Origin of the sequence: Streptomyces sp. x-80, from assembly GCF_046549095.1 — a bacterium.
GTDB classification, from domain to species: domain Bacteria; phylum Actinomycetota; class Actinomycetes; order Streptomycetales; family Streptomycetaceae; genus Streptomyces; species Streptomyces celluloflavus.
In genome coordinates, this window is the sequence record NZ_JAJPWM010000010.1 from 332,712 (window position 1) to 345,763 (window position 13,052).

Sequence of the window (13,052 nt, forward strand, 5' to 3'; positions counted from 1 at the left end):
GGGGGACGTTATGGGGGACTTGGTGGGGCGGGAGCATGGTGGGGTGAAATATCGGATTCTGGGTGTGACGGAGGCCCTGGGGGAGCAGGGGGCGGTGCCTCTGGGCGGGCCGCGGGTGCGGGCGTTGCTGGCGGCGCTGGCGTTGCGGGGCGGGCGGGCGGTGAACGTCGAGGTGCTGATCGGGGAGGTCTGGGCGGTGGACGCGCCGCCGCAGGACGCCCCGGCCGCGTTGCAGGCGCTGGTCGGCCGGTTGCGGCGGGCGCTCGGCAGGGCCGCGGTCGAGTCGCTGCCGGGCGCGTACCGGCTGGTCACGGAGCCGGACGAGGTGGATCTGCACCATTTCGAGCGGCTGGTGGAGTCCGGTACGCGGGCGCTGCGGGACGGGGACGCGCCCGCCGCGGCCGAGACCCTGCGCGCCGCGCTCGGCCTGTGGCGCGGGCCCGCGCTCGCGGATCTGCCGGACGGGGCGGCGGCGGCCCGCGGTCCGGAGGCGCTGCGGCTGGCCGCGCTGCACCGGCGGCTCGACGCCGATCTGGCGCTCGGCCGCGCCGAGGAGGCGCTGCCCGAACTGCGGCAGCTGATCGCGGACCATCCGCTGGACGAGCCGTTCCGGGCCCAGCTGATGCGCGCCCTGCACGACGCGGGGCGGGGCGCCGACGCGCTGGCCGCGTACGAGGAGACCCGGCGCACCCTGGTGGACCGGCTGGGCGCGGACCCCGGCCCCGAACTGCGGTCGCTGCACGCCCGGCTGCTGGCGGCGAGCGCCGGGGACGGTGGCGCGGCGGCCGGGGCCGCGGCCGTGGCGGCGCACGCCGTGCCGCGCCGGGGGAACCTGCGGGCGCGGCTGGACTCGTTCGTCGGGCGGGAGGCCGAACTGGCCTCCCTGCGCGCGGAGGTGGCGGTGCGCCGGCAGCGGCTGATCACGCTGACCGGGCCGGGGGGATCCGGGAAGACCCGGCTCTCCGAGGAACTGGCGGCCGCGCTGGCCGGTGACCATCCGGACGGGGTGTGGATCGCCGAGCTGGCGCCGCTGGACGCGCCGGAGGCGGTGCCCGGTGCGGTGCTGTCCGCGCTCGGCCGCCGGGACACCGCAGTCTTCTCACCGGCCATGGAGGCCCGGACGGCCGGCGAGCACAGCGACCCGGCCGCCCGGATCGTCGACCACTGCGCACCGCGCAGCCTGCTGCTGGTCCTCGACAACTGCGAGCACGTGGTGGCCGCCGCCGCAGAACTGGCCGACCTGCTGGTGCGGCACTGCCCGGGGCTGACCGTGATCGCCACCAGCCGGGAGCCGCTGGGGGTGCCCGGCGAGCTCGTCCGGCCGCTGGAGCCGCTGCGGCCGGCCCCCGCGCACCAGCTGTTCGCCGAGCGGGGCGCGGCGGTACGGCCCGGCTTCCGGGCGGCGGACGATCCGGCGGCGGTGGACGAGATCTGCCGCCGGCTGGACGGGCTGCCGCTCGCCATCGAGCTGGCCGCGGCCCGGCTGCGGCTGCTCTCCCCGCGCCAGATCGCCGACCGGCTCGACGACCGGTTCCGGCTGCTGACCAGCGGCAGACGTACCGCGCTGCCCCGCCAGCAGACGCTGCGGGCCGTCGTCGACTGGTCCTGGGACCTGCTGGACGAGCCGGAGCGCGCCGTGCTGCGCCGGCTGTCGGTGTGCGCCGGCGGCTGCACGCTCGCGGCGGCCGAGGCGGTCTGCGACGACGGCGCGGACGACGTCCTCGGCCGCCTCGGGGCGCTGGTCGACAAATCGCTGCTGGTGGTCGACCACCGGGGTACCGAACCCCGCTACCGGATGCTGGAGACCATCCACGCCTACGCGCGGGAGCGGGCCGCCGCCCGGCTGGCCGAGCGGGACGGCGCCCGCGCCCGGCACACCGCGCACTTCGCGCGCTTCGTACGGGACGCCGAGCCCCGGATCCGCTCCGCCGGGCAGCTGCCCTGGCTGGCGCATGTCGAGGCCGAACTGGACAACGTACGGGCGGTGCTGCACCGCGCCGTCACCGACGGGGACGAGGGCACCGCGCGGCGGGTCGTCCTCGCCATGGGCTGGTTCTGGTGGCTGCGCAACTACCGGGTCGAGGGCGCCACCTGGGTGACCCGGGTGCTGGACCTCGCGCCGCCCGGGGCGGCCACCCCGAAGGGCGGACCGGCGGAAATGGCGGCGCTGGAACTGTGGCTGCTGGAATCCTTCCTCCTCCAGGACCATCAGCCGGAGCGCATCTTCCGCACTCCGGAGAGCCGTGCCCGCAGCGAGCGGATCCTGACGGTGTACCGCCGCCCGCATCCGCGCAGCGCCCGCTTTCCCGGACTGCTGTGGCCGTTCACCGCGTACTTCCTCGGCGGCCACGACCGGATCCGGTCGCTGCTGGCGGACGCGGTCGCCACCGCCAGGGCGTACGGCGGCGACTGGGAGCTGGGCGTCTCGCTGCTGTTCCGGACCCATAACGCGATCGACCTGCCCGGCGGCCTGGCGTCCGCCGAGGCCGACCAGGCGGAGCTGACCGCGCTGGCCCGCCGGGTCGGTGACCGCTGGCTGCTCGCCCAGGTCGCCGCCGTCACCGGGGAACTGCGGCGGATCCGCGGCCGCTACCAGGAGGCGTGCGCGGCCTACGAGGAGGCGCTGGCGCTCACCCATGAGCTGGGCGCACACACCGAGGGCCCGTTCATCCTGTTCCGGCTGGCCGAACTCCACTACGCGAGGGGCGATGCGGATGCCACCGAGCGGGTCCTGCGGCGGGCGGACGACCAGGCCGTCGAGTGGGGCGTCCCGGACCCGCTGGCCTTCAACCACGAGCTGCGCGCCCGGATCGCGCTGCGGCGCGGAGCCACCGAGGTGGCGCGCGAGGAGTGCGAGGCGGCGCGCGCGGCCGCCGTGCGGGGGACCCCGCCGCCCCAGTTCACCGTCGTACTCGACGGGCTGGCGGGCCGGATCGCGGCGGAGTCGGGCGCGCCGGACGAGGCGCTGCACCGCTGCCGCGAGGCGCTGCGCGGGGGGCTGGCGCAGCACTGCACCGGACCCGTCATGGCGGTGGTGGCGGAGGGCGCCGCCGCGGCGCTGCACCGCGTCGGCCGGCCCCGGGACGCGGCCCGGCTGCTGGGCGCCGCGGACGCCTGGCGCGGTGAACTGCCGCGCACCGTCCCCGAGACGGCGGACGTACGGGAGACGGCGGACGCGCTGCGCGCCGTGCTGGACGGCGACGGCGCGCGCGACGGCGGGTACGCGACGCCGCACGCCGAGGGCGCCCGGCTCACGCCCGCCGCGGTCATCGCACTGCTGGAACGCGCGCCCGGCGCGGTCAGCGACAGCTGATCTGCGACCGCGCCCAGTCCCCGAACGCCAGCCGGCCGGCGGGCCCGGCCGGAGTGACCACCAGCCGCAGGGTCCTACGGCCCGCCAGCGGCACATGCACCGGCACCGCCGGCTGCCCGCCGCGCACCACACCGGAGCGCCACAGCCGCTCCCCGTCCGCGTAGACCGAGAAGCGCAGCGCCCCCGGCCCCAGGCCGAGATCGTCGACGCCGACGACGGCGTCGTACGCGGTGCACGGCTGGTTGAGGTCGATGACCACCGAGGACGGCGCGTGCACGCTCACGCCGTGCGGGTACGCCGTGCCGTCGATATGCGGTGCCTTCCGCTGCCACAGCCAGTCGCTCTCGGCCGCGCGCACCTCCGGCCGGCTGCCGTCGCCGGTGAAGTCGTAGGCCAGCGCGCTGATGCGGTACGGGGCCGGGGCCGGTGGTGTCGGCGTGGGCGTGGGCGTCGGGGTGGGCCCGGGACCGGGCGGTGGTGCCGACGGCGGTGCCGGGCTGGGGGGCGGCGGCGCCGGCTTCGACGGGGCCGGTGGCGGCGTCGGCACCGGGGTGGGCTTCGGCTTCGGCGCGGCGGCCGGCGCGGGCGGCGGCGGTGGCGGGGTGGGCTTCGGCGGCGGCTCGGGAGAGGGCAGCTGCGGCGCGGTCGCGGCCGGCCGGTACGGCTCGGCCCGCGGCGGCGGGGACGGCCGCGGGGCGCCGGCCAGCGCCAGCGCGAGCGCCGCGCCCGCCACCACCACGACCCCGGCCCCGATACCGGCCTTGACCGGAGTCCCCAGGCCCTCGCTCAGGGCGCCGCCGGCGCTCCCCGCCGCGCCGGAGCCGCCGCCCGAGGCGGCCGCCGCCGCACCGGTCCCCGCCGCCGCGCCCACGACACCCGCCGCCGCGACCGCGGCCTTGACCGCGTACCCGGTGGCGAACCAGCCGATGACCGCGACCGGCAGCACCGCGCCGATCCGCTGATTGACGTCCGCGACCTCCAGAGCCGCCGTACGGCATCGCGCGCAGGCGTCGAGGTGCTTGCGCAGCCCCCGCTCGGCCCGCATCCGCAGCCCGCCGCGGGCGTACGCGCCGAGCCGGTCGGCGTACCGGGCGCAGTCGCCGCCCGCGGTCAGCGACCGGCTCACATGTGCCTGGAGGTACGCCTGCTTGAGGCCCTCGCGGGCGCGGTGCGCGAGGACGGCGGTGGCGTTGGCGGTCAGCCCGAGCAGCGGGGCGACCTCGCTCGGCGACTCGTCCTCGATCGTGGTGTGCCAGAGCACCGTCTGATAGCGCTCCGGCAGACTGCGGAACGCCCGCACCGCCATCGACTGCTCGGCCTCCTGCATGGCGCGGACGTCCGCGCCCAGGTCGAGGTTCTCGTCGTCCAGCGAGGAGCCGGCCGCGGAGACCGCGAACACCGCGAAGTCCTCGACCAGTTGCTCCCGCTTCGCGGTCTTCGCCCAGGCCGCGGCGACCCGCCGGACGGTCGTCAGCAGATAGGCGCGGACCGCGGAATCCGGCCCCGCGCCGCCGCGCACCGCCTGGAGGGTGCGGGCGAAGACCTCGCCGGTCAGATCCTCCGCGGTGTGCGCGTCCCGGCAGCAGCCGCGTGCGTAGCGCCGTACCGCCTCGGCGTGCCGGCGGTACATCTCCTCGTACGCGCTGTCGTCCCCGGCCCGCATGGCGGCGATCAAGTCGGCGTCGGAGGACGGGAGTTCGGAGTGTTTGTCGATGCGTTCGCGCTGCGCCGGAACACTGGGCCCGGCGGACTCGGCGGCATCGGCGCGATCGTGCCGCTCCGCGGGGCCGGCTACCGCGGGGGTCGGCCCCAACGGGCTGGTCCGGCCGGGAACCTGCCGGGGCGGCGCGTCCTCGCTTCCGCCCGTACCGGCTGCGCCGCCGCGCCGCTCGTCCCGCCCGTCAACACCCATCGCCGAGCCCCCCGAACACGCCGTCACACCGGAACACCGCGCAAGAGTGCCATACCGTAGGCCCACGCTTGCGGGTCCGGCCGGGCAACCACCCGTCCGGGGCGACTTCTGTACGGCGGCAACCCGCACGGCGGTACCGCCGTCCGCCGCGGCGGTGCATGGCGGCCGTCCCGTACGGCGCGGCGTGCGGGGCCGCCCGACGGATCCGGCCGCCGGAACTCAGCCGGCCGGGCGCGAGCGCAGCCCCTCCAGCAGGATCTCCAACAGGCGGGCGGACGCGGCCTGCTGATGGCCGGGATCGGGCAGCGTCGGCGCGCCCGTGGCGATCACCAGCAGGACATCGGCGACCGTCACATCGGCCCGCAGCTCACCGGCCGACCTGGCGCGCTCCACGAGCCGCCCGACGACATCCAGCAGCGCCTGCGCGCCCTTGGTCCCCTCGGCGCCCTCGGATAAGCCCTCCGGATCGCCCGCCGCGGCCGTCCCGGTCGCCACTCCGGCCGTCCCGGCAGGCACCCCGGCCGTTCCGGTCGCCACCCGCGGATCGATCTGGCCGTCCGGGCCCGGCGCCATCCGCTGCTGCGGCACCCGCGCCTCGGCCAGGCCGTCCGGCACCCGCTCGGGGTGCTCGCTCACCCGCAGGATGCCCGGCGGCAGCAGCCGCCCCGCGCCCGAGGCGACCGACGTCCGCAGGAAGCGGGACAGCGCCGACCACGGGTCTTCCTCCTGGCCGAGCGCCGCGCGGGCCTGGTCCGTCAGCCGCGAGGTCTCCTCCTCGGCTATCCGCCGGACCAGGACGTCCTTGCTCGGGAAGCGGCGGTAGACCGTCCCGACGCCGACCCGGGCCCGCCGGGCCACGTCCTCCATGGGTGCGCCGTACCCCAGCTCGCCGAACACCTCGCGGGCGGCGCGCAGCACATGCTCCAGATTGCGCTGTGCGTCCACCCGCAGCGGCGCGTTCCGGCTGCCGGCGCCACCGAGGCCGCTGTTGCCCCCGTTACCGCTGTTTCCGTTGCCGGCACTGTCGGAAGGGTGTGCCGTGGCGATGACTGTCGGCCACTGAGAGCCCTGAATGTGCATATGTGATCCCCCGGTAATGACGTCTCCCCCCGGAGACTCCCCGCCCTGACGGTCGGGGCGTACCGACGAGAGGGTCCACCCCAACGAGATACGAACATAGTTGAGCCCGGGTCAAGAATGAAGGGGGCGTTCCGTACAGTTGCGCCCCCCGATCGGCCCAACGGGCCCGGTCCGACCCGATTGCGCCCCCACCCGTCCCGCGACACCACCGTCTGACCTGCGCGGCTCATGCCCCGCACGCGGAACGTGCCGCTCCGTCCCGGTGGCCGGTCCCGGTCATACATTTCGACGGGCCGGTGGACAAAGCCGTTGCGGGCGTGCGTCATGGAACAGTGCTGTGTTCTCCCGGGAGCGCGGCGCCCGGTGCCGGCCGTACCCCCGGCCGGCCGCCGGATGGGTGCTGCCCGGGAACGGTCGACATCGCGAGGAGAACCTCTGTGAAGGAACCGGCGCGCATTCTCGTGGTCGGCGGTGGTTACGTCGGGATGTATACCGCCCTGCGGTTACAGCGGAAGCTGAAGCAGGAGCTGCGTCGGGGGTCGGTCGAGGTCGTCGTGGTCGATCCCGATCCGTACATGACATATCAGCCGTTCCTGCCCGAGGCCGCGGCCGGTTCCATCTCCCCGCGCCATGTCGTGGTGCCGCTGCGCCGGGTGCTGCCGCAGTGCCAGGTCGTCGTCGGCGAGGTCACGGCCGTCGACCCCGCCGCGCGGACGGTCGCCATCACGACGCCGGCCGTCGAGGAGAGCGACGCGGGCCACCTGGAGGTGCCGTACGACGAACTGGTCCTCGCGCCGGGCTCGGTCTCCCGCACCCTGCCGGTCCCCGGCCTCGCCGACACCGGTATCGGCTTCAAGACCGTCGAGGAGGCCATCGGGCTGCGCAACCACGTCCTCGAACAGCTCGACATCGCGTCCTCCACCCGCGACCCCGCGGTCCGTGACGCGGCGCTCACCTTCGTCTTCGTGGGCGGCGGGTACGCGGGCGTGGAGGCGCTGGCCGAGCTGGAGGACATGGCCCGCTACTCCATCCGCTACTACCACAACATCAAGCCCGAGGACATGAAGTGGATCCTGGTCGAGGCGACCGACCGGATCCTGCCCGAGGTGGGTGCGGCCCTGGGCAGATACGCCGTCCGCGAGCTGCGCGCACGCAATATCGACGTACGGCTGCGGACCCGGCTGGACTCCTGCGAGAACCGTGTCGCGCAGCTCAGCGACGGCGCCCGCTTCCCCAGCCGCACCCTGGTGTGGACCGCGGGCGTCAAACCGCACCCCCTCCTGGCCGCGACCGGACTGCCGCTGACCGACCGCGGCCGTCTCAAATGCACCGCCGCGCTCCAGGTGCACGGCGTCGAGCACGCCTGGTCCGGCGGTGACGCGGCGGCGGTCCCCGACCTGACGGCCGAACCGCCGGCCAAACCCGACGATCCCCGTGAGGAGTGCGCGCCCAATGCCCAGCACGCCGTCCGCCAGGCGAAGGTGCTCGCCGAGAACATCGCCGCGGCGGTGCGCGGCGGGCCCCTCGTGGACTACGCGCACAAGAACGCCGGATCGGTGGCGTCACTCGGCCTGCACAAGGGCGTCGCGCATGTCTACGGACGCAAGCTGAGGGGCTATCCGGCGTGGTTCCTGCACCGCGCCTATCACCTCAGCCGGCTGCCCACCTTCAACCGCAAGGCGCGGGTGCTCGCCGAGTGGATCCTCGCGGGTCTGTTCAAACGCGAGATCGTCTCGCTCGGCTCGCTGGAGAACCCGCGGGCCGAGTTCGCACTCGCCGCGGACACCGGACGGCACAACGAGACCAGCTGACGCGCCGTCCCGGCACACACGTACGGACGGCGACGGCCCCGGGGCCGTCCGGGCGGACCGGAGCCCGGAACTCCACACCGGCGCCCGGCGTCTGACGGATGTCAGTACGGTCGGTCACACTGGTCGTGTGACCATGGGTGGGCTCGTATCTGCAAAGAGTGACAATCACGAGGATTCCGGACGTTTGCTGCATTCCGCCAGAAGGTGCCGAGAGTGCCCTCAGCCGACCCTCACCCCGTCTGCCGCCGGGCGGAGATCCCCCCGGCGGAGCCAGGGGGAGCAGCCCCCTGCCGACGGCCCGATCCCGCGCGACGAAGCGAAGTAAGAGGTACACCTCCGTGATCTTCACGCGCTGGAGCGCCAAACTCCCCGGTACACAGCGGCGGGCCGCCGCCCGGTCCGGCCGCGCCGCACCTCGCGGGGCGGCGGCCGCACCCCTGGCGGACGCGGCGGCCGCCCCCGGTTCCGGCTCGGTCCCCGCGGCCCGCGCCGAACGCGCCGCCGACCGCACCGACCCGGCCACCGCCGACGAGCCCGTCCCCGCGGCCGCGCCGCCCACCGTCGACGCGCTCTCCGTCCACGACATCCTGGGCACCCTCCCCGCCCTGGTGGCCGTCGTCTACGGCCCCGAACACCGCATCGCGTACGTCAACGGCGCCTACGCCACCGTCTTCGGCGCCCGCCCGGCAGGCCGCACCGCGCGCGAAGCCCTGCCCGAGCTCGACGAACTGGGCCTGCTCCCGCTGCTGGACCAGGTGCTGCGCGGCGGCACGCCCCGTACGGTCAAATCCCGGCGGGTCCCCGGCGGCGCCGGCCCGGACGGCTCCCGCGACGGCTACTACACCTTCACCTGCACCCCCATCGAGGTCACCGACAGCGGCCCGGCACCCGATCCCGAGGCCGCCTGCGGCGCCCCGCACCACGGCGTGCTCATCTTCGGCGCGGACGTCACCGACCAGATCGAGTCGGCCGAACGGCTGCGCGTCAGCGAGGCCCGCCAGCGCGCGGCCGCCGTCACCCTGCAACGCTCGCTGCTGCCCCAGGAACTGGAACAGCCGGACGACCTGCGGGTGGCCGCCACGTACCAGCCGGGCGGTACGGACGCCGCGGTCGGCGGCGACTGGTACGACGTCATCACCCTCGGCGCCGGCCGCACCGCCCTGGTCATCGGCGATGTCATGGGGCGCGGGGTGCTCGCCGCCGCCGTCATGGGCCAGCTGCGCACCGCCGTCCGCGCCTACGCCCGCCTCGACCTGCCGCCGCACGAAGTCCTCCAGCTCCTGGACGGCCTCGCCGCCGAGATCGACGCCAGCCAGATCGCCACCTGCGTCTACGCCGTCCACGACCCGAACGAAGGCCGCCTGGTCTACGCCTCGGCCGGCCATCTCCCCATCCTCGTCCGCGACCCGGACGGCGCCGTCCGCCGCGCCGCCGAACCGACCGGACCACCCCTGGGCACCGGCGGCTGGCTGCACACCTCCGGAGCGGTCCCGTTCGGCCCCGGATGCAGCGCCGTCCTCTATACGGACGGCCTGGTGGAGCGCCGCGACAAGGACATCGACGACGGCGTCGAGGCACTGGAGCGCGCGCTCTCCGGCGCCACCGGAGCCCCGGACATCGTCTGCGACCGCCTGCTGCGCTCCCTGGGCATCACCGCCGCCCACGACGACGATGTCGCCATCCTGGTCCTCCAGCACCCCGAGCGGACCGGCCATGACGCCGAGCTGTTCCACAACGCCGCCCTCGAACTGCACGGCGGTACGGAGGCGGCCCCGCGCGCCCGCGCCTTCGCCTCCGGGGTCCTCGCCTCCTGGCGCTTCGCACCCGAGCTGCACGACCTCGGTGTCCTCGCCGTCAGCGAACTGGTCGCCAACTCCCTGCAACACGGCACCCCGCCCATGCGGCTGCGCCTGCGCCGTACGGACCGCCGCCTGATCATCGAGGTCACCGACGGCGACGACCACCTCCCGCGCCGCCGCCGCGCCGAGCCCGCCGACGAGGCCGGCCGCGGGATCTCGATCGTCGCGACCATCGCCTCTTCCTGGGGCTCCCGCCGCACCCCGGGCGGCGGCAAGGCCGTCTGGTGCGAATTCGCCCTGCCCCGCGGCTGAGGGCTGTCCCGCCAGGTATGACGGGACAGCCCTCAGCGACCGGCGGCGGGCGGCGCGGCCTCGTCAACGCACCGGTCCCGCGGCCGACGGACCGCGGGACCGGAGATCGGCCCCGGCCGTCGGACAGCCGTCGGTACGGGCCATCCGTACGAGGCAGGGGTGGCGCGACACCACCGACGGCTCAGCACGTGGCGACGGCTCAGACCGTGGCCACCGCCGGTTCGGCGGCTTCCGCCTCGGTCCGCGCGGCGGGCACGGCCGGCGCCGACCGGTGCGGATTGTCCTGGGCCGGGCTGAGCAGCCGTCCCAGCCGCAACGACAGCACCGTGATCCCCAGCGCACACAGCACGACCATCCCTATGTACGTGGTGTACATCCCGTGCCCCACCATCAGCGCGCCCACCGCCGGACCTATCGCCAGCGCCAACTGCTTGACCAGGGCGAACGCCGAGTTGTACTGCCCGATCAGGGACGCCGGCGCCAGATCGGCCACCAACGGCGCCACCGTCGGCGACAGCATCGACTCGCCTATCCCGAACAGCGCGTACGTCGAGATCAGCAGCGTCGTCGCCACCACCTGCGAGCCGTGCACCAGCCCGGAGACCCCGGCCGCGAGCCACGCCACGGTCCAGATCACCCCGACCAGCGCCATGACCCGGCTGCGGCGCCGCCGCTCGACCAGCTTGAGCACCACGAACTGCGCCGCCACGATCGCCGCCGTATTGGCCGCCAGCGCGACGCCCAGCGTGGCCGGTGCGATCCGGGTGACCTCGGTGGCGTACGCCGCCAGACCGGACTCGAACTGCCCGTAGCAGGCGAAGAACAGCACGAACCCCAGCACGCACAGCCACACCATCCGCCGGTCGGCGAAGAGGGTCCGCCAGGCGCCCTTGGCCCGCTCCCCGGTCGGCACGGTGTCCTCGACCTTCGGCGTCCGCGGCAGCCGTACGGTCGCTATGGCCGCACCGAGCACCAGGAACATCACGGCCTCGATGGCGAACAGCCGCACAAAGCTCGACGCGTGCGTCTCGTCGACCAGCAGCCCGCCGACCAGCCCGCCGACGCCCAGCCCCAGGTTGTTCAGAAAGAACTGGGTGGCGAACGCCCGGGACCGCGTCACCGTGGTCGAACACCACACGATCATCGTCGCGAGGGCCGGCTGGATCACCGCGATACCCGCACCGAGCGCGACGGCGGACGCGATGACCAGCGGCTCCGTGGCGGACAGCCCGAGCCCCATCGCACCGACGGCGGCCGAGACCGTACCGATGACGGCCACCGGCAGCGGACCGCGCCGGTCGATGGCCCGCCCGGTCAGCGGCAGGACGACCAGCGCCGACACCGCCAGCATCGCCAGCGCCACACCGGCCGTACTCGCGCCGAGATCCCGCACCTTCGCCACATAGACGTAGAGATACGGAACGGTGAAGCCGTTGCCGAACGCGCTCAGCGCGTTCCCCAGCTGGATCCGACGCAGCGCGGCGCCCATCGCGGTGGTCACACTCACCTACCTAGGTCATGTCGTAAGGACGGAAGAAACCCACGAGCTGCGGCGGCCGTCGGGAGGGACCGGACAGTCTCACTCTGAAGACTTCAACACTAAAGTTCGAAGCTAAAGGCTACACGCCGAAGGACTTCAACGCCAATGCGTTCCATGCCATACTGCGCCGCATGCCTGAGCCCTCAGATGCGGCCCCCGATCCGGCCGAGCCGAGCCTCGAGGAACAGATCGCGGCCTACCAGCGAGAGTTCCAAGACCTCGACCCCCAGGTGGAACAGATCGTCTCCGCACTTCAGCGCCTCAACCGGCGGATGAACGTCGCGTACGGACGGCAGACGGCCACCCTCGGGATGAGCAACGCCGAATGGGAGGTCCTCAAGGCCCTCGTCGTCTCGGGCGCCCCCTATCAGCTGGGCCCCGGCGAACTCGCCAAACGCCTCGGCCTCACGCCGGCCGCCATGACCCACCGCATCGACCGCATGGCGAGCGAGGGCCTGGTCACCCGCGAGCGCGATGAGACCAACCGGGTCCGCGTCATCGTCGAGCTGACCCACGAGGGCCGCGAGAAGTGGCTGGAGGCCATGCGCATGGCGACGGTCTTCGAGGAAGAGCTCCTCCAGGACCTCTCCGGCCGGGAACGCCTGCTCCTCGGTGAGGCGCTGACCCACCTGCTGCGCCGCGTCGAGGACACCCAGCCGGACGCAGAGGGGCGCCTCAACGACCTCAACTGACCCAAGTTGACACGGGTCCGCCCGGTCCGTAGTGTTCTCCGAGTTGCCACGGAGCCGGAACGGTTCTGCGGTGGCCATCCCGCCGCTTCAGCGGCACACCACTACTGCACGGTCCCTCACCGGGAAGAATTTCGGCATGCCGGAATTCGGACCGGGACTCGATTATGAGCCGCTGAGGAATTCCGCTAAAGTAGTGATCACGCCGAAAGGCGAAACCCCGTCCGACGGGTAATCGGAACCGAATTCGAACCGGAAACGGAACGGACCGGGCCTGATAGAGTCGGAAAGGCCGGAAAGCGAAAGCGGGAAGGCCGACCCCGATCTCACAGGGGGCCGGATGCGGAAACGGGTCTGGTACGGTGGGAAAGCGAAGAAGCCGGAAGGTGGAATCGCAGACCGGTGGAAATCGGGTCCGGAAGGGTCTGGTAGAGTCGGAAACGCAAGACCGAAGGGAAGCGCCCGGAGGGCCTGGTGAAACAGGCGCAAAGGAAGCGTCCGTTCCTTGAGAACTCAACAGCGTGCCAAAAGTCAACGCCAGATATGTTGATACCCCGTCCACTTCGGTGGATGAGGTTCCTTTGAAAAAGTCCTCC

General features: G+C 73.9%; 7 protein-coding genes. 4 read left to right on the plus strand and 3 right to left on the minus strand.

Features of this window, described 5'->3' with window-relative positions:
- Positions 1-43: 43 nt before the first annotated feature.
- Positions 44-3,313: an ATP-binding protein gene (locus tag ACLJWH_RS22420; RefSeq protein ID WP_411143514.1), complete on the plus strand. Its 3,270-nt coding sequence runs from the start codon at positions 44-46 to the stop codon at positions 3,311-3,313.
- Here the strand turns inward: ACLJWH_RS22420 and ACLJWH_RS22425 are convergent.
- Positions 3,300-5,225: a sigma-70 family RNA polymerase sigma factor gene (locus ACLJWH_RS22425; RefSeq protein ID WP_411143515.1), complete on the minus strand. Its 1,926-nt coding sequence runs from the start codon at positions 5,223-5,225 to the stop codon at positions 3,300-3,302. The genes ACLJWH_RS22420 and ACLJWH_RS22425 overlap by 14 nt on opposite strands.
- A gap of 219 nt (positions 5,226-5,444) precedes the next feature.
- Positions 5,445-6,305, minus strand: coding sequence for a TetR/AcrR family transcriptional regulator (locus tag ACLJWH_RS22430; protein WP_411143516.1), 861 nt, complete (start codon positions 6,303-6,305; stop codon positions 5,445-5,447).
- 485 nt (positions 6,306-6,790) lie between these two features.
- Between ACLJWH_RS22430 and ACLJWH_RS22435 the strand changes: the two genes are divergently transcribed.
- Together ACLJWH_RS22435 and ACLJWH_RS22440 are read left to right on the plus strand one after the other, a co-directional pair.
- Entirely contained in the window at positions 6,791-8,116 is a 1,326-nt protein-coding gene (locus ACLJWH_RS22435) for an NAD(P)/FAD-dependent oxidoreductase (protein ID WP_411143532.1), read from the plus strand.
- Positions 8,117-8,454: 338 nt separating this feature from the next.
- Positions 8,455-10,227, plus strand: a complete 1,773-nt coding sequence (locus tag ACLJWH_RS22440; RefSeq protein ID WP_411143517.1) for a SpoIIE family protein phosphatase — start codon at positions 8,455-8,457, stop codon at positions 10,225-10,227.
- Positions 10,228-10,426: 199 nt separating this feature from the next.
- Here the strand turns inward: ACLJWH_RS22440 and ACLJWH_RS22445 are convergent, their stop codons facing one another.
- On the minus strand, positions 10,427-11,728 hold the full coding sequence (locus tag ACLJWH_RS22445) for an MFS transporter (protein WP_411143533.1): 1,302 nt from the start codon (positions 11,726-11,728) through the stop codon (positions 10,427-10,429).
- Positions 11,729-11,898: 170 nt separating this feature from the next.
- On the opposite strand from ACLJWH_RS22445, the gene ACLJWH_RS22450 reads away from it, so the two are divergent.
- Positions 11,899-12,459 (plus strand): MarR family winged helix-turn-helix transcriptional regulator, encoded by a 561-nt coding sequence (locus tag ACLJWH_RS22450; RefSeq protein ID WP_411143518.1) that lies wholly within the window; start codon positions 11,899-11,901, stop codon positions 12,457-12,459.
- The last annotated feature ends 593 nt before the right edge of the window (positions 12,460-13,052 follow it).

Coding starts and splice junctions, on each gene's coding strand:
- ACLJWH_RS22450 (WP_411143518.1), top strand. CDS start 11,899: ATGCCTGAGCCCTCAGATGCGGCCCCCGATCCGGCCGAGCCGAGCCTC.
- ACLJWH_RS22435 (WP_411143532.1), top strand. CDS start 6,791: ATGTATACCGCCCTGCGGTTACAGCGGAAGCTGAAGCAGGAGCTGCGT.
- ACLJWH_RS22425 (WP_411143515.1), bottom strand. CDS start 5,225: ATGGGTGTTGACGGGCGGGACGAGCGGCGCGGCGGCGCAGCCGGTACG.
- ACLJWH_RS22430 (WP_411143516.1), bottom strand. CDS start 6,305: ATGCACATTCAGGGCTCTCAGTGGCCGACAGTCATCGCCACGGCACAC.